Below are 23265 nucleotides of genomic sequence, written 5' to 3'. Positions count from 1 at the left end.
CGCGTTCGGGCATTATCGGGGGACTCCTCGTCGAGCGGAATCGTGGCACCGGGCGGGTTTCCGGTGCTCTTCTCCGTGTCGATCGCCTGCTGCAGCAGGATCACCGCGGCGATCTGATCCACAATGCTACGAGACTTCTTCTGTGTTCTGCCCGAAGAACGCAGAGCGGCGTGTGCGGTGACGGTGCTGAGGCGCTCGTCGACGAGCCGGACGGGAGTGCCCGTCTGCGCCTGCAGAGCCGCAGCGAACTCGCGAGCGTCGGTCGTCGACGCGGTGTCGGCGCCCTGCAGATTGACCGGCAGCCCGACCACGAACTCGAGCACGTCGAAGTCTTCGGCGATCGCGGCGATCCTGTCGATCGACGTGTCGTTGCGCTGCACGGTCTCGACCGGCACCGCGAGCATGCCGTCCGGATCGCAGCGGGCGACGCCGACCCGGGCACGCCCGACATCGACACCGAGCCGCACGCCGCGGCGGAAGCCGCTCACGCTGACTGCAGCTCCTGCGACACGGCCTCGAGGGCTGCCTGCAGAGCGGCGACATCCGTGCCACCACCCTGAGCGACGTCGTCACGACCTCCGCCGCCGCCGCCGAGTACGGAGGCGGCGCGCTTCGCGAGGGCACCGGCCTTCGCTCCGGCGGTGCGCGCGGCATCGTTCGTCGCGACGACCACCACCGGGCGTCCGTTCACGACAGCGCCGAGAGCGACGACGGCGGGGTCGGAACCGAGACGGTCGCGGACGCCGAGGACGAGCTCGCGCACATCGTCGGCCGACGCCACCTCACCGAGCGACTGCGCGGCCACACGGAACGCGCCGACGCGGTTCGCGGCATCGGCGATGGCCGGGACACGGCCCGCGCGCTCCTTGGACTCGAACTGGGCGATGCGCTTCTCGGCCGCCTTGAGGTTGGCGGAGAGATCCGCGATGCGCTCGGCGAGCTGGTCGCGAGGGGTCTTGAGCGAGGTGGTCAGCTGCGACACGAGCGCGCGTTCTGCAGCGAGCTCGCGGAACGCGTCCTGGCCGACCAGCGCCTCGATGCGGCGGTTCGACGCGCCGACCGACGACTCGCCGACGACGCTGACGAGGCCGATCTCGGCACTCGTGGTGACGTGCGTGCCCGCGCAGAGTTCGCGCGACCACGGACCGCCGATGTCGACCATCCGCACGACGTCGCCGTACTTCTCACCGAAGAGCGCCATAGCACCGGCCTCCTTCGCCTCGTCGAGCGTCACGATGCGAGTCGTGACCTCGAGGGCGTCGTTGACCGCGCGGTTGGTGATCTCCTCGATCTCGGTGCGCGTGTCGGCCGAGAGAGCCTGTGACCACGAGAAGTCGAAACGCATGTATCCGGCACGGTTGAGCGAACCGGCCTGCGTGGCGGTCGGTCCGAGCGTGTCGCGCAGCGCCGCATGCACGAGGTGCGTCGCCGAGTGCGCCTGCCTGGCGGCGCGTCGGTTGGCGGCGTCGACCACCGTGGTCGCGGGGTCGTCCACGGCTACAGCCCCGCGAGTGACCTCGACCGTGTGGCTGATCAGACCGGGCACCGGACGCTGCACATCGAGCACCTCGAGCTCGTAGCCCGGCCCGACGATGACGCCCTTGTCGGCGACCTGACCGCCGGACTCGGCGTAGAGAGTCGTCTCGGCGAGCACGACCTCGGCGATCTGTCCCTCTGAGGCGGTGCGGGCCGGCTGTCCGTCGACCAGGATGCCGAGGATGCGCGAGTCGACCTCCAGCTCGGAGTAGCCGTCGAAGCCCGTCTCGCCCAGCGCACGGAGATCGCGGTACACCGAGACGTCCGCGAGCTGACGCTTGCGGTTGCGAGCGTCCGCCTTGGCGCGCGAGCGCTGCTCCTGCATCAGGGTGTCGAACGCCTCACGGTCGACCGCGAGACCTGCTTCCTCAGCGACCTCGAGCGTGAGATCGATCGGGAAGCCGTACGTGTCGTGCAGCAGGAACGCCTCGGAGCCGCTCAGCGCCGCCCCGCCGCCCTTCTTCGTCTCGTCCAGAGCGAGATCGAGGATCGTCGACCCCTGCGCCAGAGTGCGCCGGAAGGTCTCCTCCTCGGCGAAGGCGGAGGCCGAGAGAGTCGACCATTCCTTCTCGAGCACCGGGTATGCCGACTTCATGGCATCACGGGACGTGGCGAAGAGCTCGGGGAAGACCGGCTCGTCGACGCCGAGGAGACGCATCGAGCGCACCGTGCGCCGCATGAGGCGGCGGAGGATGTATCCGCGGCCCTCATTGGACGGGCGGACGCCGTCGGACAGCAGCATGAGGGACGAGCGCACGTGGTCGGCCACGACACGGAAGCGCACGTCGTCTTCGTGGACGGCACCGTAACGGCGGCCGGAGAGCTCGACCGCGCGATCGAGGACCGGGCGCACCTGATCCGTCTCGTACATGTTCTCGACGCCCTGCTTGAGGAACGCGACGCGCTCGAGTCCCATGCCGGTGTCGATGTTCTTCTGGGGCAGCTCGCCCACGATGTCGAACTCGGTCTTGCCGCGGATGTTGTCGATGAAGTCCTGCATGAACACGAGGTTCCAGATCTCGAGGAACCGCGAGTCGTCGGCCGCGGGGCCGCCGTCCTTGCCGTACGCGGGACCTCGGTCGAAGAAGATCTCGCTGTCGGGGCCACCGGGACCGGGCTGACCGGTGTTCCAGTAGTTGTCCGCACGCCCCAGACGCTGGATGCGCTCCGGCTTCAGGCCGATGATGTCGCGCCAGATGGCCTCAGCCTCGTCGTCGGTCTCGTAGACGGTGACCCAGAGGTCCTTCTCGTCGAAACCGAGGCCGCCGTCTGCCTCCGAGCTCGTCAGCAGCTCCCACGCGTAGCGGATCGCGCCCTCTTTGAAGTAGTCGCCGAAGGACCAGTTGCCCATCATCTGGAAGAAGGTGCCGTGACGCGCGGTCTTCCCGACTTCTTCGATGTCGTTGGTGCGGATGCACTTCTGCAGGTCCGCGATGCGCGGGTGCGGCGCGGGCACGACTCCGGTGAGGTACGGGATCATCGGCACCATTCCGGCGACCGTGAACAGCAGCGACGGATCGTCGCTGACCAGAGAGGCCGAGGGGACGATGACGTGGTCGTTCTTCTCGAAGAAGTCGAGATAGCGCTGCGCGATCTCCGCAGTTTTCATAGGGGTGCCAGGTGTCCTTGCGTACAGGGTGTGGAGGGGCGGGACGATGATGCGGCAGCGGCCGGGAGACCGCGCGCGATCAGTCGTCCGCGGGGTCTACGAGTCGCGCCTGCTGCTCGCGGTACGAGTCGCCGATGATGCCGGTGAACTCGTTGAAGCGAGCGTCGACCTCGGCGAGGATGTCGTGACCGCGCGGGTCCTTGTTCATGAAATGCGCAGCGACGAATCCGCCGATCACACCGATCAGGAACCACAGCACGTTCTTCATGTCGTCATCCTTGCCTCTGACCCGCGAAGGCGCGGTGTCACCATCGTATGCGCAAACGACAGAAGGCGTCGGGTGACCCCGACGCCTTCTGCGGAAAAGCTGGAACTCAGCGAGCTGCGTAGTACTCGACGACGAGCTGCACTTCACAGGTCACGGGGACCTCGGCGCGCTTCGGGCGACGAACCAGGCGAGCCTGGAGCTTGTCGAGCTCGACCTCGAGGTAGCCGGGAACGGGAGGCAGGACCTCGGCGTGACCGCCGGCCGCTGCGACCTGGAAGGGCTCGGTGCCCTCGCTCTTGGCCTTGACGTGGATGAGCTGACCCGGCTTCACGCGGAAGGACGGGCGGTCGACGAGCTGGCCGTCGACGAGGATGTGACGGTGCACGACGAGCTGACGAGCCTGCGCGGTGGTGCGGGCAAAGCCCGAACGCACGACGAGGGCGTCGAGACGCATCTCGAGCAGCTCGACCAGGTTCTCACCGGTCAGGCCGTCCTGACGGCGAGCCTCGTTGAACGTGTTGCGCATCTGCTTCTCGCGGATGCCGTACTGCTCGCGCAGACGCTGCTTCTCACGCAGACGGACGGCGTAGTCGCTGTCTGCCTTGCGCTTGGTGCGGCCGTGCTCACCCGGAGCGTAGGGACGCTTCTCGAGGTAGCGGGCGGCCTTCGGGGTGAGCGGGATGCCGAGGGCACGGCTCAGACGTACCTTGCGGCGGTCCTGGGACTTCGTGGTCACGAAGTGTTCCTTCCGATGACGTGGTCGCGTCTTTCACGACTCACGGACGTATCGTCCGCGTTCTGCCTTGGAGCGCACGCCGGGGCGCCAGCAAGGTGTGGTGTGAACGAGGAGATGCCCGAAAACACGGTTTCGAGCCGATCAAGTCTAACAGATTCGCGTCAGCGCCCGTCGAGGATGCGTCTGATGCGCTCGAGGCGAGCCGAGATGTCGCGCTCGGCACCCAGGTTCTTGGGTTCGTAGTACCGCTTTCCGCGCAGTTCGTCAGGGAGGTACTGCTGCGGCAGGATGCCGAACTCGCTGTCGTGCGGGTAGACGTATCCCCGGCCGTGACCGAGCCGCTTCGCGCCCGGATAGTGCGCGTCTCGCAGATGCAGCGGGACGCGTCCGAACCCCCGGAGCGGATGTCGGCGATCGCCTGGTCGATTCCCACGTACGCCGCATTCGACTTGGCTGTCGTGGCCAGATAGACGGTCGCTTCGGCGAGCGGGATCCGCCCCTCCGGCATTCCGATGAACGCGACGGCGTCCGCGGCCGCGACCGCGATGGAGAGCGCCTGCGGGTCGGCGAGGCCCACGTCCTCGGAGGCCGAGATGACCAGGCGCCGAGCGATGAAGCGAGGGTCCTCCCCCGCCTCGATCATCCGCGCGAGATAGTGCAGGGCCGCATCCGGGTCGGATCCTCGGATCGACTTGATGAACGCGCTGATGACGTCGTAGTGCTCGTCTCCCTGACGGTCGTATCGCAGCAGCGCCTTGTCGACGGCCTGAGCGACGTCGTCCGCCGTCGCGGCGGGCACCGCGCCTTCTTCCCCTTCGAGAGGGCTACGGCCGCTGCCGCCTCGAGTCCGGTGAGCGCACGCCGCGCATCGCCCGACGCCAGCCGGATCAGCGCCGCGCGCGCGTCGTCGGCCAGGGTGACCGCGCCATTGAGTCCGCGCGCATCGGTCACCGCCCGATCGACCAGGAGCCCGATGTCGTCATCCGTCAGCGGCTGGAGCGTGAGGAGCAGCGATCGCGACATCAACGGCGAGATCACCGAGAACGAGGGATTCTCGGTGGTCGCCGCGATCAGCAGCACCCAGCCGTTCTCGACGCCCGGGAGCAGGGCGTCCTGCTGCGCCTTGGTGAACCGATGGATCTCATCGAGGAAGAGGATCGTCGTCTGACCATAGAGGTCGCGCTGGGTGATCGCCTCCTGCATGACCTCGCGCACGTCCTTCACGCCGGCGGTGATCGCGGAGAGCTCGACGAACCGGCGGCCCGATGACCGCGCGATGGCCTGCGCCAGCGTGGTCTTGCCGGTGCCGGGCGGACCCCACAGGATGATCGAGACGGCACCCGGGGATGTCGCGGCAGGGTCGGCGAGTGCGACGATCGGGGAACCCGCGCGCAGCAGGTGCTTCTGACCGGCGACCTCGTCGAGCGACACGGGGCGCATTCGCACGGCGAGAGGCGTCTGCCCGGAGAGCAGTGCGGAGGCGGAGGTCATCCGTCCAGGCTAACGCGGGGCGCCGACACTTCGGGTGGGAACGGCGTGACGCGATCTCGACGGTAGGCTCTCAGGCGACGTTGCACATTCACGTCCAGTAAGGGAGCACGCAATGGCCGGACGCGGGAAGAGCACGCAGCAGTCGCGCACCGAGGTGGAGCGCGCACGTCTGCACACCGCCCGCAAGACGTGGCATGAGGGTCAGATCCGGCGTCGCACCCGCGACAACACGATCGCCGTCGTCGCCGGAGTGCTCATCGTCGCCGGAGCCGTGGTGAGCCAGGTCGTTCACGCGCAGGTGAATCCCCCGGCCCCCTCGCCTTCGCCTACCGTCGAGCCGACGGAGGCGCCCGTGCCGACAGACCCCGCGACGCCGGAGCCTGCACCCACTGAGGCCCCCGCCGGATAGACCACGGTCCCTGTGGGTGGCGGACACGGGCGTTCACTGCCCGCACTCCCCGCGCGCACCTCGCTCAGTACTCGGTGACCGCCAGGCGGTAGCCGCGTTTCACCACCGTGTGCACGAGTTCGTTGCCGCCGAGAGCCTCCCGCAGCCGTGCGACGGCCACCTCGACCGCATGTCCGTTGCGCTCGGCGCCGGGGAGAACGCCCCCGAGCTCGGCGCGCGAGAGCACACGCCCGCCCGCAGAGGCGAGCGCCTCGATCAAGGCGGCAGCCGACCGCGAGAGCGGGATGAACACGCCGTCCACGAGGACTCCGCCGCTGCGTACCTCGACCAGACCCGCGTCGGTCGGGAGTGACGGTGCCCTCCCGCCGCCGAAATGCGCGATGACCGTTCGAGCGAGGGATCCGAGTCGCCCCCGGTCGGCGATCGTGGTGCGGAGGTTCGCGCCGTGCAGCGGCGCGGCCGTGATCGGGCCCACGCACGCCAGGAGGAGGCGGCCCGACTCCGCGCGTCTCCTGATGCGCTCGAGCGCGCCGGACTCCTCCGCCACCGCGATCCACGACGCCGCTCCCGGTGCCGAGGTGAACAGCACGGCGTCCGCCTCGCCGGCCGCCGCCTGCAATGCCGAACGCCGCACCACCTCAGGATCCGGCGGCGGCCCCCACCGGTAGACCGTGATGCTCAGCACCTCGGCTCCGGCATCCGCCAGCAACTCGTCGAGGCCGTCCGATCCGGCGCCATGATGCTGCACGAGGATCCGCTTGCCCGCGACCCCGGAGGCGAGGAGGTACTCGCCGACCTCGGCCGACGTCTCGGATTCGGCGACCCAGTCAGCCGTGAAACCCGCCTGCTGGATCGCGCCGTGCGCCTTGGGTCCCCGTGCGACGAAGTGCGCGCCCTGCAGTGCCGCGTCGAGCTGTCCGTCGAGGCCGTGCTCGTGCGCGGCATCCATCCATCCGCGAAACCCGACGCCCGTGGTGACGATCACGATGTCCGGAGGAGCGGCGATCACCTGCTCGGTGCGGGCGAGAAGCTGCGCGTCGTCGGAGTTGGTGACGATGCTCAGCGCCGGCGCGCGATGGACCACCGCACCGCGACGCTCGAGGGCTGTCGCCAGGTCGATCGAGCGGCGGTCTGCGGCGACGATGATCGTGCATCCGGCCAGCGCCGAGTCGAGTGTGCGCGCGGTCGTCATGTGGCGCTCTCCGCGATCATCGCCCTCGTCGGCAGCAGCAGTCCCGCGCGAGCCACCTCGCCGATCACGATGACGGACGGGTTCACGACCTGCGCAGCGGCCGCGTCCTGCGCCGCCGTCGCCAGGGTGCTGCGGATGGTCCGCTGTCGTTCGGTGTGACCGTTCTCGACGATCGCCACAGGGATGTCGCCGGACACCCCGTGCGACGCGGCCGAGGCTGCGAGGCGAGGCAGCGAGGCCACGCCCATCAGGACGACGGTGGTGACCGTCGGATCGGACAGAGATGCGAGCGCACTCGGGGTGAGGTCGCCGTGCCCGTTGATGATGTGCACCGCTGACGCGACGCCGCGATGGGTCACCGGGATCCCCGCGGCCTGAGGCACCGAGATCGCGCTGCTGACGCCCGGGGTCACACTGACCGGCACACCGGCGGCCTCACACGCGAGAACCTCTTCTCCCCCGCGACCGAGCACGAAGGGATCGCCGCCTTTCAGCCGCACCACGCGGTGGCCGGCGAGGGCGCGTTCGACGAGGAGGGCATCGATCTCGTGCTGAGGGACGGGGTGGTGACCCGGTCGTTTGCCGACATCGATGACCTCGACGTGCGACGGGAGCTCGTTCCGGAGCTCCGCGAACGGACCGAGGCGATCGGCGACCACGACGTCGGCCGCCATCAGCAGGCGATAGGCGCGCACCGTCATGAGGTCGGCGGGACCCGGCCCACCGCCGACGAGGTCGACCCTGCCCACACGCGTCCGCCTCATGATCCGACGCTCTCCGGCATCCGGACGTACACGACGCCGTCGTCGATCGCGACCGGCCACACCCGCAGTGCTGCGGGGGCTTGCCGTGGGTCTCGATGCACTCGCCGGTGCGGAGATCGAAGATCTGCTTGTGAAGTGGGGATGCGACCGTGGGGACATCCCCACGACTTCCCACGATCCCGCGGGAGATGACATTGGCTCCGCTGAACGGGTCGAGATTGTCGACTGCGAGCACGGTGCCGTCCGAGAGGAGGAACAGCGCCACCTGCTGTCCGTCCAAGAGAGCGGCTCGCCCTCGTTCGACCTCGAGGTCCTCGAGCGTGCATACCCGCACATGCGTGGTGGAGTCCATCGCGACGGTCATCGGCGCACCTCCAGAGCGGTTCCGGCGATCAGGATGCCTCCGGCGCGACGCTCCTCCGGCGACGCCGGGCGGATCTGCCCGCGCTCAGAGACATAGGCGAGTGACGGATCCGCCGTATCGGCCGCGTTGACGAACGACCGGAACCGTTCGAGCTTCACGGGGTCAGCGAGGGTGGCCGCCCATTCGTCCTCGTAGCGATCGACGTGCTGCGCCATCGAGGCATCGAGGTCGGCGCAGATGCCCAGGCTGTCGTCGAAGATCACACTCCGCAGCCCGTCGAGTCCGCCCTCGAGCTCCTCGCACCAGGGAGCCGTGCGCTGCAGACGATCGGCGGTGCGGATGTAGTACATGAAGAAGCGGTCGATGGCCCTGATGAGACCCTCGTCGTCGAGGTCCGACGCGAGCAGCTGCGCGTGCCGCGGCGTGAAGCCGCCGTTGCCGCCGACATACATGTTCCACCCCGTCTCGGTGGCGATGACTCCCACGTCCTTGCCCCGCGCCTCCGCGCATTCACGAGCGCAGCCCGAGACGCCGAGCTTGAGCTTGTGGGGAGCACGGAGCCCCCGATAGCGCAGTTCGAGCTTGACGGCCATGCCGACCGCGTCGAGGACGCCATAGCGGCACCACGTCGACCCGACGCACGACTTCACCGTGCGCAGCGACTTGCCGTACGCCTGCCCCGACTCGAAGCCCGCGTCGACCAGACGCTGCCAGATCACCGGAAGCTGTTCGAGCCGCGCTCCGAACATGTCGATCCGCTGCCCGCCGGTGATCTTCGTGTACAACGCGAAGTCCTTCGCGATCTGCCCGATCGCGATCAGTCCCTCCGGTGTGACCTCGCCACCGGCCATCCTCGGGACGACGGAGTACGTGCCGTCCTTCTGCATGTTGGCCATCACGTGGTCGTTGGTGTCCTGCAGCGTGGCGTTCTCGCCGTCGAGCACGTGCGCGCCCACGAGCACCGAGAGGATGCTGGCGATCGCCGGCTTGCAGATGTCGCACCCTCGGCCGCGCCCGAAGCGCTCGACGATGCCACTGAACGTCGTGAGCTGAGCCACCCGTACCGCGTCGAAGAGCTGTCGGCGCGAGAGATCGAAGTGCTCGCAGAGGGCATGCGACACGGTCTGGCCGAGCTTGGTGAGCTCCTGCCCCACGACCTTCTTCACCATCAGCACGCAGGATCCGCAGGTCGCCCCGGCCTTCGTGCAGCCCTTCACCGCGGCGGCGTCCGTGCACCCCTCGTCGTGCACTGCCCGGCGGATGCGCCCGGCGGTCACATTCGAGCACGAGCAGACCACGGCCTCATCCGGCAGCTCGCCACCAGGAGCCTCGTTCCCGCCTTCCGGCAGCAGGTAGGCGGCCGGGTCGGCGCCGAGCTTCGCGCCGACGAGGGGACGCAGCGCGCCGTAGGCCGCCGCATCGCCGACGAGGATCCCACCGAGCAGCGTCTGAGCGTCATCCGACAGCACGAGCTTCTTATAGACACCGGCGACAGGATCCGCATAGACGACGTCGAGCGCATGGGGAGTCGTGGCCATCGCATCGCCGAAGCTCGCGACATCGACACCCGAGAGCTTCAGCTTGGAGGAGTCGTCGTAGCCGGGGAACGCCGCATCGCCTCCGAGCAGGCGCGTCGCCGCCACCTCTGCCATGGCGTATCCGGGAGCCACCAGTCCGACGCAGCGACCGTCGAAGTTGGCGACCTCGCCGATCGCCAGGATGTGGGGGTCGGACGTCGAGCACCGATCGTCGATGATCACACCGCCGCGTGGGTCCACCTGCATCTCCGCATTGCGCGCCAGCTCGTCCCGGGGACGCACGCCGACGGTGAAGACCACGACGTCCGCCCGTTCGATCGATCCGTCCTGGAACTCGAGCGCCGTGACCGCGCCGGAGTCATCCGGGTCCAGCCGAGTCGTCCTCGATCCGGTGCGCACCGAGATGCCACGCGCTTCGAGCAGACGCTTGAGCATCCCTCCACCCGCTGAGTCGAGCTGAGCGGACATCAGGCGATCGGAGTACTGCACGACGGTGGCGTCGACATCCATTCCCTGCAGAGCACCGGCGGCCTCGAGCCCGAGGAGCCCTCCGCCGATCACCGCGCCGCGCAGCGGACGACCGAGCATGCGTCCTCGCCGCTCGACGAAGTCCTTGAGGCCCTGGACATCGTCGAGTGTGCGATAGACGAAGCAGCCGGGCAGGTCCGCACCGTCCACGGCGACCTTCGCGGCGTAGGAGCCGGTCGCGAGCACCAGGGTGTCGTACGGGATGCTCGTGCGCGACCTCGTCGTGACGGTGCGGGCCGAGCGATCGATCCGCAGCACCCTGTCGTCGGCGAGGAATCGCACGCGGAAGTCGTCGAACACCGAGCGATCGAGTTCGAGCTCCTCGGGAGTGGCCCCCGAGAAGAACCCGGTGAGTCCGACCCGATCGTACGGTCGACGCGCCTCGTCTCCGATCACCGTCACATGCATCGGCGTCTCGGCTCGGCTGATCAGGCTCTCCACGAACCGATGCGCGACCATCCCTGCACCGACCACCACGATCTCCTGGGGTGTGAGGAGGACCTCGCTCATGTTGCTCCAATCGCCGGGGGACGTCGTGATGGCGACGATAGGAGCCTGGTGTTTCCCGCATGTGACGCGCGGTGTTTCGTGCGTCGAACGATTCGCTCACAGAACGGTAACGGCCATTGTGAGATTCGACGACCACACTGCAACCTCGCTCTCGTACTAGGCTGAAGCTCGTCCTTTCCGCCTCCCGCGGGCCCTACCGCGCAAGGAGAATCACCGTGTCTGAGCCGTCCAAGCCGACTCCCCCATTCCCGCTCCCCCGGCAGCGCCGCTGCCGCGAAAGCTGACCAAGCCCACTGCAGCGACTCCCGCAGCCGCAGCATCGCCCGCGACCTCCGCATCGAGTGCCGAGGCAGCGAAGTGGGGCCGTGTCGCCGAAGACGGCACGGTCGAGGTTCGCGAGGGCGACGAGTGGCGCGTGGTCGGGCAGTATCCCGACGGCACCCCCGACGAGGCACTCGCTTACTTCGTGCGCAAGTACGAGGACATCGCGTTCAAGGTGCACACGCTCGAGCAGCGTCACCAGGCCGGCGGCGCGTCTGCGGGTGACCTGGTCAAGCAGGCCGGTCATCTTCTCACCGAGGCCACCGACGCTGCCGCTGTGGGCGACCTCGCCGGACTCCGTGAGCGTCTGAACACGCTGACCTCCTCGCTCTCCGAGGCGACCGCTCAGGAGGCCCAGCAGGCCAAGGAGCTGGTCGACAAGGCCATCGCCGAGCGCACGGCTCTCGTCGAGCGCGCCGAGGCGATCGCAGCCCGCGACCTCTCGAAGGTGCAGTGGAAGCAGGTGACCGCCGAGCTCGGCGAACTCTTCGACGCGTGGCAGGCGCAGCAGCAGAACGGCCCTCGTCTGTCGAAGGGGGTGTCCCAGCAGCTCTGGAAGCGGTTCCGTGATGCGCGCGGCACCGTCGACAAGGCACGCCGCGCGTTCTACTCCGAGCTCGACGACACCCACAAGACCGCTCGTGACGCCAAGACGCGGCTGGTCGAGCGCGCGGAGGCTCTCGCTCCTCGCGGAGTCGACGGCATCCCCGCGTATCGCAGTCTGCTCGACGAGTGGAAGGCCGCCGGTCGCGCTGGTCGCAAGGCCGACGACGCGCTCTGGGCGCGATTCAAGGCAGCCGGCGACGCGCTGTACTCCGCTCGTGCCGAGCAGTCGGCGGCTGAAGAGGCGGACTCCGCCCCGAAGATCGAAGCGCGTCAGGCCCTTCTCGAAGAGGCCAAGGCAGTCGCAGACGAGCCGAACATCAAGCGCGCCCGCGCGCTGCTCACCGGCATCCAGCGCCAGTGGGATGAGATCGGCCGCATCTTCCCCCGCGAGAAGGAGCGCGCTCTCGACGATCGTCTCCGTGTGATCGAGCAGGCGCTCAAGGCACGCGAAGAGGTCGACTGGAAGAAGAACAACCCCGAGACCAAGGCACGCGCCAACGACATGAGCTCGCAGCTGCTCGAGGCGATCGAGAAGCTCGAGTCCGAGCTGGCCGCCGCAGAGAAGTCGGGAGACAAGAAGGCCGCCAAGGCCGCGGCGGATGCACTCGAAGCGCGCCGCACCTGGCTCAACGCCCTCGGCGGCTGACCTTCTCCACAGATCTCCGGATCGAATCAGTACGCGGGATGCACCGCGCCAGACTGGCGTGATGCATCCCGCGTTCCTGTATCTGCCCGGCCAACGCCTCACGGTCCCCGAACTCAGCGCGGCTAGGCTCGACGGGCATCTCGTCGATCTGGGCGAGGGCTACATCCCCGCCGATCTCGTCGAGAGCGCAAGCGCGAGAGCAGCCGCGCTCGCGCCCCTCGTCCCTGCGGACACGGCCGCCTCCGGCCCGACGGCAGCATGGATCCACGGTGCCGGTGACACTCCCCTGCACGCCATCACGTCCGGCGCGCAGTGAGCCATCGGATCCGCCCCGCTCTGCCTGCACGAGTGATCCTTCATGACACAGCGTTGCCGCCGTCGGATCTCGTCGTGATCGGCGGCGTACCGGTGATGACGCCGGAGCGCACCATGGTCGATCTCGCTCTCGGACTCCACCGCGACGGATCCCTGCATCGGTGGATGGTGCTCCTCGCCGACGCCGAACCGGATCTCGTATCCGCTGCGCTTCGGGAGCTCGAGCGCATGACCCGTGTGCCGGGAAAGCGCGCCGGACGCGGCGCGCTCGAGAGGATTCTCGTCAGGACGAGGTGACGCGGTACACGTCATACACCGCGTCGATGCGACGCACCGCGTTCAGCACCCGGTCGAGGTGGACGGCATCGCCCATCTCGAAGACGAAGCGGCTGATGGCGAGGCGTTCGTCGGTGGTGCTGACGGTCGCCGACAGGATATTGACGTGATGCTCGCTCAGCACCCGGGTGACATCCGAGAGCAGCCCCGAACGGTCGAGGGCCTCGACCTGGATCTGCACCCGGAAGACGCTCTTCGTCGTCGGGGCCCACGACACCTCGACGAAGCGGTCCTCCTCGCTCGCGAGCGCCTTGACGTTCGGGCAGTCCGTGCGGTGCACGGACACGCCGCTGCCACGCGTCACGAAACCGACGATCTCGTCTCCGGGAACCGGAGTGCAGCACTTCGCGACCTTCACGAGGATGTCCGATGCTCCGCGCACCAGGACACCCGAATCCCCTGCCCGTGGCTCCCGCGACGGCATGCTGCCGGGGAGGTCGATCGGACCTGTGGCGGGATCGGTCGCCGCGACCAGCGCGGTGACCTTCTCGAGCACGGACTGCGTGGAGACGTGACCTTCGCCCACGGCGGCATACAGCGCAGAGACGTCCTCATAGCGGAGCTGATGTGCGACCTCGGCGAACGAGTCCTGGCTCATCAGGCGCTGCAGCGGCATGTTCTGGCGGCGCATCGCACGAGCGATGGCCTCCTTGCCCTGCTCGATCGCCTCTTCGCGACGCTCCTTCGTGAACCATCCGCGGATCTTGTTGCGTGCGCGGGTGCTCTTGACGAAGCCGAGCCAATCCTGGCTCGGGCCGGCGTCGGGGTTCTTCGAGGTGAAGACCTCGACCACGTCACCGCTCTTGAGCTCCGATTCCAACGGCACGAGGCGCCCGTTGACCTTCGAGCCCATCGTGCGGTGGCCGATCTCGGTGTGCACGGCGTACGCGAAGTCGACCGGCGTCGCACCCGCCGGTAGCCCGACGACGCGCCCCTTCGGCGTAAAGACGTAGACCTCTTTCGCGCCGATCTCGAAGCGCAGAGAGTCGAGGAACTCGCCGGGATCCGCCGTCTCGGCCTGCCAGTCCGAGATGTGCGCGAGCCACGCCATGTCGTTGTCGGCGGCGCGGACCTCGGTCTTGCCGCCGTTCATCCGCTCTTTGTACATCCAGTGCGCGGCGACGCCGTACTCCGCCTGCTGGTGCATCTCGTGCGTGCGGATCTGGATCTCGACCGTCCGACCCGACGGTCCGATCACCGTGGTGTGCAGCGACTGGTAGAGGTTGAACTTCGGGGTGGCGATGTAGTCCTTGAAGCGACCGGGCAGCGGCGTCCAGCGCGCGTGGATGGCGCCGAGCACCGCGTAGCAGTCGCGCACCGACGCGACCAGCACGCGGATGCCGATCAGGTCGTAGATGTCGTCGAACTCACGGCCTCGTACGACCATCTTCTGGTACACCGAGTACAGCTGCTTCGGACGCCCGACGACCTTGCCTCGGATGCGCAGATCGCGCAGGTCCTCGTCGATCTCCTCGACGACCTGAGCGAGGTACTTCTCGCGCTGCGGGGTGCGCTGGGCGATCAGGTTGTGGATCTCGTTGTAGATCTTCGGATGCAGCACGGCGAACGAGAGGTCCTCGAGCTCGGACTTGATCGCCTGGATACCGAGGCGGTTGGCCAGAGGCGCGTAGATCTCGAGCGTCTCCTTGGCCTTCTTCGCAGCTTTCTCGGGCGGGACGAATCCCCACGTGCGGGCGTTGTGCAGGCGGTCGGCGAGCTTGATCAGCAGGACGCGGATGTCCTTCGACATCGCGACGATCATCTTGCGGACGGTCTCGGCCTGGGCGCTCTCGCCGTACTTGACCTTGTCGAGCTTGGTGACGCCGTCGACGAGCATCGCGACCTCGTCGCCGAACTCCGCCGTGAGGTCGGTGAGCGCATAGCCGGTGTCTTCGACGGTGTCGTGCAGCAGCGCCGCAGCGATGGCTCGAGGACCCAGGCCCATCTCCGCGAGAATCTGCGCGACGGCGAGCGGGTGCGTGATGTAGGGCTCGCCGCTCTGGCGCTGCTGGCCGGTGTGCTTCTCCTTGGCCACGGCGTAGGCGCGCTCGATGACGGCGAGATCGCCTCGCGGGTGATTCGCACGGACCGTGCGGATCAGATTGTCGAGGTCGTTGATCCTGGGCGCGCGGGAGAAGATGCGGGGAACCAGTCGTCTCAGGCTGGAGCCCTGCGACGCCGTCTGCGGTTCCGCCATCCGCTCACCTCCGAATCACAACAGCTTACGCGTGCTCCACGGGGTGCGGCCCCGCGGAGCGGGGACTATCGGGTCTCTGCGGTCGCGAGGCTTCGCGCCTCGCGGATCTTGGCATCTCGTGCCGCGATCTGCGGCTCGTTCTCGCGGAAGAGCGAGTAGAGCGGCGCGGCCACGAACAGGGTCGAGTAGGTCGCGACCAGGATGCCGACGAAGATCGAGAGCGAGATGTCCGTGAGGGACTCGGCGCCCAGCCAGAAGGCTCCGATGAAAAGGACCGCGCCGACCGGCAGTGCGGCGACGACCGAGGTGTTGATCGATCGGATGAGCGTCTGGTTCACCGCCAGGTTGACCGACTCGCCGAAGGTTCGCGTCGAGTTCTCGCCGTCCTCCGTGGTGTTCTCCCTGATCTTGTCGAACACCACCGTGGTGTCATACAGCGAGTAGGCGAGGATCGTCAGGAATCCGATGACCGCGGCCGGTGAGATCTCGAACCCGGCCAGGGCGTAGACGCCGACCGTGATGACGAGGACGTCGAGCAGGCCGAGGATCGCTGCCGCGGACATCTTCCACGTCCGGAAGTAGATCGCGAGGATCAGGAACGTCAGTGCGAGGAAGATCGCGAGCCCCCAGAGGGACTGCTTGGTGACGTTCTCACCCCACGCCGGTCCGATGAACGACGAGGTCACGCTCTCGGGCTCGACGCCATAGGCATCGGCGAGGGCGTTGGAGACCTGCTGCGTCTCGGCAGCGCTCATCTGATCGGTCTGGACGCGGATGTCGTTGCCGCCCACCACGACGACCTTGGTCGCCGCACCGGGTACGACCGACTGCACCGCGGTCTTCGCGGTCTCCTGCTCGAAGCTGTCGGGCGCCTGCACGGTGAACTGCGACCCGCCCGTGAACTCGATCGAGAACTGGATCGGGCGGATGAGCGGCACCAGCGCCGAGCCGACGACCAGCACGATCGCGATGATGAACCACAGGCGGCGCTTGCCGACGAACGGGAAGGACGTCTTTCCCGTGTAGAGGTTGTTACCGAACTCGTTCATGGAAGCCATCAGGCGTCCCCCTCGCTTCCGGTGCGGGTGGTTCTCTCACCGGCTAGTGCTTCGGCGCGCTTGCGCTCTGCGATGGTCTGACGGCGCTCGGCTTCGCCCTTGGCTCTGGCGTTCTTCGCCCCGCGGCCCGCGGTGGCGGTCGACACCTGACGGAACTGCGATCGGCTGCGGTACACCGCACCGAGCGATTCGGGATCGAGACCGGAGAGCTTGTGGCCCCCGCCGAAGAACTTGGTGCGGGCGAGCAGCTGCATCACCGGGTGCGTGAAGATCACGAAGATGAACACGTCGATGAGGGTCGTGAGCCCCAGAGTGAAGGCGAAGCCCTTCACAGTGGAGTCCGCGAGGATGTACAGCACCACTGCCGCGAGGATGTTGATCGACTTCGAGATGTAGATCGTGCGCTTCGCTCTGCCCCAGCCGTCTTCGACCGCCGAGGTGATCGATTTTCCGTCGCGGAGCTCGTCTCGGATCCTCTCGAAGTACACGATGAACGAGTCGGCGGTGAAGCCGATCGAGACGATGAGGCCCGCGACGCCGGCGAGCGACAGGCGGAAGCCCAATCGCCACGCGAGGATGCAGATGATGATGTACGTCAGAACCGCCATCACGGCGATGGACGCGATGATCACGGAGCCGAGCGCCCGATAGACGATCAGTGAGTAGATCGCCACGAGTGCGAGACCGATGAGGCCCGCGATGAGACCGATCTGAAGCTGCTGGGTGCCGAGGGTCGCGGAGATGGTGTCGGAGCTCTGAACCTCGAAGCTCAGGGGCAGGGCGCCGAATTTGAGCTGGTCGGCGAGGGCGGTCGCCGACTCCTGGTTGAAGTCTCCCGAGATGCTCGGGCGACCGTCGAGGATCTGTCCGTTCATGCGCGGTGCGCTGATCACCGATCCGTCCAGGACGAAGGCGAACTGATCACGCGGCGAGAGCTCCGCGAGGCGGTTCTGGTTGAGACGGGTGCTCACCTCGCCGAAGGCCTCGGCGCCGTCGCCGTTCATCGTCAGCTGGACGAGCCACGCGCCCGTCTTCGGGTCGCGACCCGCGGATGCGTCGGTGATGGCGTCACCCGTGAGCTCGGTCGGACCGAGGAGGTACTTCGCCTGGCCCGAGGGATCGCACGCGATGAGCGGCTGGTCCTTGGGCGCGTTCGAGGGGTCGTTCTCGGGGTTGGCGCAGTCGTAGGCCTGGAACTCCGCGGCGAGCCTGTCGGTCACCCAGGCGAGGTCGCTCGCGTCCGTCGGCTCGGCCGTCGGCGTCGCGTTCAGCGAGTCGTCCGGGGTCGGATACGCCGTCTCGTTGCCGTCTTCACCCACGTACTGATTCGTGCCTGCCGTCGTGGCGAGCACCGGGCGGAACTCCAGCTGCGCGCTCGACTGGATGCGCGCACGCGTCTGCTCGTCCGCGACACCCGGGATCTGCACCACGATGTTGCGGCCGCCCTCGGTGGTGATGTCGGCCTCGGCCACACCGGACGCATCGACGCGCTGGCGGATGATCGCGGCCGCCTGATCGAGCTGCTCCGGTGAGGGCGCAGCGCCGTCCTCGGTCTCGGCACTGAGCACGATCTGCGTGCCGCCCTGCAGGTCGAGCGCGAGCTCAGGAGTCCAGGAGCTCTTCTCGAACACGTGGACGCCGAGCGCGTTGATGCCGAAGAGGACGCCCGTCACCAGGAGCAGGCCCATGAGGACCCGCCAGGCATGACGGACCGGAGAAGAAGTGGCCACGTGTGATCAGCTTTCTAAGATGCCGGAGTGCCGAGGTGGTGCAGCGCGAAGGCTATTTGTCGTCGGCGTCGCGCTCGAGACGGCGACGGGTCTCCTCGGGAGTCTCGAGGGCCGGAGCGTCGTCGACGACGGGAACGTCGTTCACGATCGGTGCATCCTCGGCGGCGAGCACTGCCGGGTCGGTCTCGATCGCGTCCTTGGGCTCGACGATGCGCAGGATCGCCTGGCTGTGCACCTCGATGACGGTGCCGGGAGCGATCTCGACGAGCGCGGGCGAGTCGAGGTCGTCGTGGTCGTAGGCCACGATCGTGCCGTAGATACCACCCTGGAGGAGCACCTTGACCCCGGGAACGGTCTTGGTCGCCTTCTCCTCCTGCTCAGCCTTCATCTGCTTCTGGCGCTTGCGTCCGTTGACGAACATGAAGACGACGAGAACGGCGAGAAGGCCGAAGAGGAGGATTTCCATGGGCATGGTGGCAAAGGGCCTTTCTCAGGTGCGCGCACCACAGGACGGTCGCGCAGTTCTATCAGGGGAAGTCTTCAGCGATTATAGGTCATCAAGTCGGAGCGCCCCGTCCGGGTGCGCGATGCCGAGGTGGCTGTAGGCCTCCGGCATGGCGACGCGACCTCGAGGTGTGCGACCCAGGAATCCGATGCGCACGAGATAGGGCTCGACGACGCTCTCGACCGTCTCGGCCTCCTCGCCCACGGCGACCGCGAGCGTGCTGAGCCCCACGGGACCCCCGCGGAAGCGCCGAACGAGCGCCTCGAGCACCGCTCTGTCGAGGCGGTCCAGTCCGATGGGGTCGACGTCGTAGAGCTCCAGCGCGGCCTTGACCCCGACCAGGGAGGCCGCGCCGCCGCCGTGAACGAGCGCATAGTCGCGCACTCGACGCAGCAGGCGGTTCGCGATACGAGGAGTGCCGCGCGAGCGACGGGCGATCTCCGACAGCGAATCCCGCGGCAGATCGACGCCCAGCATGAGGGCCGAGCGTGCGATGACGCGCTCGAGCTCCGCCTCCTCGTAGAACTCCAGGTGACCGGTGAAGCCGAAGCGATCCCGCAGCGGGTTCGGCAGCAGACCCGAGCGCGTCGTCGCACCCACGAGCGTGAACGGTGCGAGGTCCAGCGGGATGCTGGTCGCCCCCGCGCCCTTGCCCACCATGATGTCGATGCGGAAGTCCTCCATCGCGAGATAGAGCATCTCCTCCGCCGACCGCGCCATCCGGTGGATCTCGTCGATGAACAGCACCTCGCCGGGCACGAGGCTCGAGAGGAGCGCGGCGAGGTCGCCGGCGTGCTGGATCGCCGGTCCGCTCGAGAGGCGCAGCGGACGTTCGCTCTCGTGCGCGACGATCATCGCCAGCGTGGTCTTGCCGAGCCCGGGCGGGCCCGCGAGCAGGATGTGGTCGGGCGGGCGATTCTGGATCCGTGCGGCGTCGAGGAGCAGCTGGAGCTGCCCCCGCACCTTCTGCTGACCGACGAACTCACCCAGGCTCGTGGGTCGCAGGGCTCCCTCGATCGCCAGCTCGGTGTCGTCCGAGGGCTCGGCGGCGTCGCGGATGTCAGACACGCGCCGGCCCCAGCAGCGCGAGCGTGCGGCGCAGCAGCGGTGCGACGGCTGCCCGCTCGGCCTCAGAGGCCTCCGCGGCCGTCTGCGCGGCGGCCTCGGCGGCGACCTTTTCGGACCACCCCAGACCGACGAGCGCGGCAGCGACCTGATCGACGACGTCGACGGGTCCGTTCGCGGCGGGCTTCGACGCCGCGCCCACCGGATGCACCTTGCCCGCGAGCTGGAGGACGATGAGCTTGGCGGTCTTGGGGCCGATACCCGAGACACGGCGGAACGGGGCGTCATCCTCCGATGTCACGGCTTCCGCGATCTGGTCGACGGTGAGATGCGACAGCACCCCCAGCGCCGACTTCGGCCCGACGCCGGTCACGCTGATCAGCAGGCCGAAGATCTCCAGCTCGCTGCGGTCGGCGAACCCGTAGAGCGACAGCGCATCCTCGCGCACGATGAGGCTCGTGTGCAGCATCAGCTTCTCGCCGACGGTCGCGGTGTGAGCCACGTCTGCGGGCACCGAGACGGAGAACCCGACTCCCCCGACGTCGATGATGACCTGATCGGCGGTCGAGTGGAGGACAGCGCCGTGCAGCGAGGAGATCATCCGCCCAGCCTACGCACCCGATCGTAGATATGTTCGAGCGACACGCTCCGCGTCGGCCCATGCCTTCTGGGCCGGGGTGAGCGCGTCCACGCCCGGGACCCCCGCTGCGCCCCGACGCCACGCGTGGCAGAGCGCGATCGCGAGGGCGTCAGCGGCATCCGGCGGCTGCGGCGGCGCATCCAGGCGCAGGATCCGGGCGATCATGGTCTGCACCTGACGCTTGTCCGCCGAGCCGTAGCCGGTGACCGCCGCCTTGACCTCGCTCGGAGTGTGCGTGGCCGCCGGGAGTCCTGCCTCCGCAGCGAGCAGCAGAGCCACGCCGCTCGCCTGCGCCGTGCCCATCACCGTGTGACTGTTCTGCTGCGCGAACACGCGCTCGACCGCGACAGCATCGGGCCGATGGAGCTCCAGCACCTCTCGGATGCCTGCGGCGACGATCGCGAGTCGTTCGCCGATCGGGAGATCGGGCGCCGAGCGGATGACTCCGACATGCACGAGCGTCCCTCGTCGAGCCCGGTCGACGTCGACGACCCCCACGCCGCACCGGGTGAGACCCGGGTCTATGCCGAGCACGCGAAGCGAGGAGGAGGTCACTCCCCCAGGCTAAGCGTCTCGTCCGACGGCACGCGGTCGGCGCGCCTACGCGTCGTCGTTCTCGAGCTCGGCCTGCACCTCGGCGGTGAGATCGAAGTTGGTGAAGACGTTCTGCACGTCCTCGCTGTCTTCGAGTGCATCGATGAGGCGGAAGATCTTGCGAGCGGTGTCGGCGTCGATCTCGACCTTGAGGTTCGGCACGAACTCGACGTCGGCGGATTCGTAGTCGATTCCCGCCTCCTGCAGCGCGCTGCGGACGGTCACGAGATCCGTCGCCTCGGTGATGATCTCGAAGCCCTCGGCGTGCGGCTCGATCTCTTCGGCCCCCGCTTCGAGCGCGGCCATCATCACGTCATCCTCGGTGGTCCCCTCGGAGCCGACCACGATCACGCCCTTGCGGCTGAAGTTGTAGGCGACGCTGCCCGGGTCGGCGAGGGTTCCGCCGTTGCGGCTGAGAGCAGTGCGGACCTCGGCCGCAGCACGGTTCTTGTTGTCGGTCAGACATTCGATCATCATCGCGACGCCGTTGGGTCCGTACCCCTCGTACATGATCGAGGTGTACTCGACCGCTTCGCCGCCGATGCCCGCGCCGCGCTTCACTGCGCGATCGATGTTGTCCTTCGGGACCGACGTCTTCTTCGCCTTCTGCACCGCGTCGAACAGCGTCGGGTTTCCCTGCAGGTCGGCTCCGCCGAGCTTGGCCGCGACCTCGATGTTCTTGATGAGCTTGGCCCAGGACTTGGCGCGCCTGGAGTCGATGATGGCCTTCTTGTGCTTCGTGGTGGCCCACTTGGAATGCCCGGACATAATTCTCCGCTCGTCGTATCCGCCCGTGGGCACGGCCCAGGGCATCGTCCATTCTATCGAACCATGCCCGCGGCCTGTGGCCGCACACGGAGCGGCGGCCTCCTGTTCCCGTGATCGCTCTGGTGTGAGGGCAGGCCTGGGTGTAGTCCTGACACATGGACCAGAGCGTCGACGATGACAGGATCCGCGGATTGGACGCCGCCCACCGAGCAGCACTCGAGTTCCTCGGGTCGCTCGACGACAGACCGGTGTGGCCGCGGGCGACGCTCGCCGAGATGCTCGACGCCTTCGGCGGCCCCCTGCCCGCCGAAGGCATGGACCCGGAAGAGGTGATCGGCGAGATCGTGTCGCGGGCGGACCCCGGTCTCGTCGCGATCCCCGGAGGACGATTCTTCGGGTTCGTCATCGGCGGCACGCATCCCGCTGCCCTCGCCGCCGACTGGCTCGTGTCCGCCTGGGACCAGAATTCGGGATCCGCCCTGCTCACGCCGACGACCGTGGCGTTGGAGCGCATAGCCGGCCGGTGGATGCTCGACATCCTGGGCCTGCCCGACGACGCGAGCGTCGGATTCGTCACCGGCGGCCAGATGGCGAACTTCACCTGCCTCGCGACGGCACGGAACGCCGTTCTCGCTCGAGTCGGCTGGAACCTCAGCGAGAAGGGACTGCACGGATCTCCGCAGATGCGCTTCGTCGTAGGTGCCGACCGCCATGGGTCGATCGACCGTGCAGCGCGGTTCCTCGGGATCGGACGCACCGGCATCACTGCCGTCGAATCCGACGCGCAGGGGCGCATGCGACCAGACGCCCTGGACAGCGTCCTCGCGGACGGCTCCGGACCGACCATCGTCTGTCTACAGGCCGGAGAAGTGCACACCGGCGCATTCGACGACTTCGCTGCCCTCATACCGATAGCCCATCGGCACGGAGCCTGGGTGCACGTCGACGGCGCATTCGGCCTCTGGGCCGCGGCCTCCGAGTCGCTGCGGCCGCTGACGGCGGGCATGTCCGACGCCGATTCGTGGGCGACAGATGCGCATAAGACGCTCAACGTGCCCTACGACTGCGGCATGGCGATCGTCCGCGACCCTGCGGACTCGATCGCCGCGTTCCGCACGGGTGGCGATTACCTCATCTACACGAGTCTGGACCCGTGGGACGTGACGCCGGAACTGTCCCGTCGCGCACGCGGCGTGCCCGCGTGGGCGGCGATGCGCAGCCTCGGACGGGACGGCATCTCGAACCTGATCGACAGGCTGCACGAGAACGCGGTGGCGATGGCCGAGGGGCTCACGACGATCGACGGCATCCGCATCCTCAACGACGTCGACTACACGCAGGTCATGTTCTGTCTCGATTCCGATGAGGCGACGCGACGGCTGGGTGAGGCCGTGCTCGTGGAGGGCACCGCCGCCATGACCGGGGCCGAGTGGAGAGGTCGCGCTGCGCTGCGCTGCTCGATGTCGTCCTGGGCGACGACCCGGGACGACATCGACCGCACGGTCGGCGCGATCCGAACTCTCGTGTCGCGCTGACCAT

At 68.0% G+C, this 23265-nt stretch carries 19 protein-coding genes and 3 pseudogenes; 5 read left to right on the top strand and 17 right to left on the bottom strand.

Annotated elements, in window-relative coordinates; genetic code table 11:
- Positions 1-23 precede the first annotated feature (23 nt).
- The 5 genes and pseudogenes from ruvX to ACZZ93_RS01960 all read right to left on the bottom strand — a co-directional run.
- A pseudogene (gene ruvX, locus ACZZ93_RS01980) lies at positions 24-488 on the bottom strand (Holliday junction resolvase RuvX); the annotation flags it as partial.
- Positions 485-3145 (bottom strand): alanine--tRNA ligase, encoded by a 2661-nt coding sequence (gene alaS, locus ACZZ93_RS01975; protein WP_053096153.1) that lies wholly within the window; start codon positions 3143-3145, stop codon positions 485-487. The gene alaS and the pseudogene ruvX, both read right to left, overlap by 4 nt.
- A gap of 79 nt (positions 3146-3224) precedes the next feature.
- Positions 3225-3413, bottom strand: a complete 189-nt coding sequence (locus ACZZ93_RS01970) for a hypothetical protein (RefSeq protein WP_053096155.1) — start codon at positions 3411-3413, stop codon at positions 3225-3227.
- A 106-nt stretch (positions 3414-3519) separates the two neighbouring features.
- The gene (gene rpsD, locus ACZZ93_RS01965; RefSeq protein WP_052677824.1) at positions 3520-4149 is read right to left on the bottom strand and encodes a 30S ribosomal protein S4; all 630 of its coding nucleotides are present in this window, start codon (positions 4147-4149) and stop codon (positions 3520-3522) included.
- Positions 4150-4310: 161 nt separating this feature from the next.
- Positions 4311-5640: pseudogene (locus ACZZ93_RS01960) on the bottom strand (replication-associated recombination protein A).
- A gap of 112 nt (positions 5641-5752) precedes the next feature.
- Between ACZZ93_RS01960 and ACZZ93_RS01955 the strand changes: the two are divergent.
- Positions 5753-6049: a hypothetical protein gene (locus ACZZ93_RS01955; RefSeq protein ID WP_053096157.1), complete on the top strand. Its 297-nt coding sequence runs from the start codon at positions 5753-5755 to the stop codon at positions 6047-6049.
- Between the two features lie 64 nt (positions 6050-6113).
- Here ACZZ93_RS01955 and ACZZ93_RS01950 read toward each other — a convergent pair whose 3' ends face one another.
- The 4 genes and pseudogenes from ACZZ93_RS01950 to nirB form a co-directional block, all read right to left on the bottom strand.
- Positions 6114-7241: a uroporphyrinogen-III synthase gene (locus tag ACZZ93_RS01950; RefSeq protein ID WP_053096159.1), complete on the bottom strand. Its 1128-nt coding sequence runs from the start codon at positions 7239-7241 to the stop codon at positions 6114-6116.
- Complete coding sequence (cobA, locus tag ACZZ93_RS01945) at positions 7238-8005, bottom strand: uroporphyrinogen-III C-methyltransferase (protein WP_053096161.1); 768 nt, start codon at positions 8003-8005, stop codon at positions 7238-7240. The genes ACZZ93_RS01950 and cobA overlap by 4 nt, the downstream gene beginning before the upstream one ends.
- A gap of 145 nt (positions 8006-8150) precedes the next feature.
- Positions 8151-8357, bottom strand: a pseudogene (locus ACZZ93_RS01940) (nitrite reductase (NAD(P)H) small subunit); the annotation flags it as partial.
- A gap of 8 nt (positions 8358-8365) precedes the next feature.
- Positions 8366-10945 carry a nitrite reductase large subunit NirB gene (gene nirB, locus ACZZ93_RS01935; RefSeq protein ID WP_285365494.1) on the bottom strand — a complete coding sequence of 860 codons (2580 nt, stop codon included), beginning with the start codon at positions 10943-10945 and terminating at the stop codon, positions 8366-8368.
- A 415-nt stretch (positions 10946-11360) separates the two neighbouring features.
- Here nirB and ACZZ93_RS01930 point away from each other — a divergent pair, with 415 nt between their 5' ends.
- The 3 genes from ACZZ93_RS01930 to ACZZ93_RS01920 all read left to right on the top strand — a co-directional run bounded on the left by ACZZ93_RS01930 (position 11361) and on the right by ACZZ93_RS01920 (position 13130).
- A complete protein-coding gene (locus ACZZ93_RS01930; RefSeq protein WP_463510369.1) occupies positions 11361-12518 on the top strand; it encodes a DUF349 domain-containing protein in 1158 nt (385 codons plus the stop codon).
- Positions 12519-12579: 61 nt separating this feature from the next.
- A complete protein-coding gene (locus tag ACZZ93_RS01925) occupies positions 12580-12834 on the top strand; it encodes a hypothetical protein (protein ID WP_463510368.1) in 255 nt (84 codons plus the stop codon).
- A 74-nt stretch (positions 12835-12908) separates the two neighbouring features.
- Complete coding sequence (locus ACZZ93_RS01920) at positions 12909-13130, top strand: hypothetical protein (protein WP_463510367.1); 222 nt, start codon at positions 12909-12911, stop codon at positions 13128-13130.
- Here the strand turns inward: ACZZ93_RS01920 and ACZZ93_RS01915 are convergent.
- The 8 genes from ACZZ93_RS01915 to ACZZ93_RS01880 form a co-directional block, all read right to left on the bottom strand.
- Complete coding sequence (locus ACZZ93_RS01915) at positions 13117-15366, bottom strand: RelA/SpoT family protein (protein WP_053096167.1); 2250 nt, start codon at positions 15364-15366, stop codon at positions 13117-13119. The two genes, ACZZ93_RS01920 and ACZZ93_RS01915, sit on opposite strands and share 14 nt — an antisense overlap.
- A 65-nt stretch (positions 15367-15431) precedes the next feature.
- A complete protein-coding gene (gene secF / locus ACZZ93_RS01910) occupies positions 15432-16424 on the bottom strand; it encodes a protein translocase subunit SecF (protein ID WP_056278783.1) in 993 nt (330 codons plus the stop codon).
- Complete coding sequence (secD, locus tag ACZZ93_RS01905; RefSeq protein ID WP_053096171.1) at positions 16424-18154, bottom strand: protein translocase subunit SecD; 1731 nt, start codon at positions 18152-18154, stop codon at positions 16424-16426. Before secD ends, secF begins: the two co-directional genes overlap by 1 nt.
- Before the next feature lie 52 nt (positions 18155-18206).
- Positions 18207-18620 carry a preprotein translocase subunit YajC gene (locus ACZZ93_RS01900; RefSeq protein WP_053096173.1) on the bottom strand — a complete coding sequence of 138 codons (414 nt, stop codon included), beginning with the start codon at positions 18618-18620 and terminating at the stop codon, positions 18207-18209.
- An 81-nt stretch (positions 18621-18701) separates the two neighbouring features.
- Positions 18702-19727, bottom strand: coding sequence for a Holliday junction branch migration DNA helicase RuvB (gene ruvB, locus ACZZ93_RS01895; protein WP_053096175.1), 1026 nt, complete (start codon positions 19725-19727; stop codon positions 18702-18704).
- A complete protein-coding gene (gene ruvA / locus ACZZ93_RS01890) occupies positions 19720-20325 on the bottom strand; it encodes a Holliday junction branch migration protein RuvA (RefSeq protein WP_056278784.1) in 606 nt (201 codons plus the stop codon). The genes ruvB and ruvA overlap by 8 nt, the downstream gene beginning before the upstream one ends.
- A 9-nt stretch (positions 20326-20334) precedes the next feature.
- On the bottom strand, positions 20335-20919 hold the full coding sequence (ruvC, locus tag ACZZ93_RS01885) for a crossover junction endodeoxyribonuclease RuvC (protein WP_053096180.1): 585 nt from the start codon (positions 20917-20919) through the stop codon (positions 20335-20337).
- 45 nt (positions 20920-20964) lie between these two features.
- Positions 20965-21726: a YebC/PmpR family DNA-binding transcriptional regulator gene (locus tag ACZZ93_RS01880; RefSeq protein WP_053096182.1), complete on the bottom strand. Its 762-nt coding sequence runs from the start codon at positions 21724-21726 to the stop codon at positions 20965-20967.
- 155 nt (positions 21727-21881) lie between these two features.
- On the opposite strand from ACZZ93_RS01880, the gene ACZZ93_RS01875 reads away from it, so the two are divergent.
- Positions 21882-23261 carry a pyridoxal phosphate-dependent decarboxylase family protein gene (locus ACZZ93_RS01875; RefSeq protein WP_320488350.1) on the top strand — a complete coding sequence of 460 codons (1380 nt, stop codon included), beginning with the start codon at positions 21882-21884 and terminating at the stop codon, positions 23259-23261.
- The last annotated feature ends 4 nt before the right edge of the window (positions 23262-23265 follow it).

It is taken from the genome of Microbacterium sp. AC026, from assembly GCF_979258475.1.
Note: the sequence above shows the minus strand (reverse complement) of the source record. Positions and strands in the feature narration are given on the sequence as shown.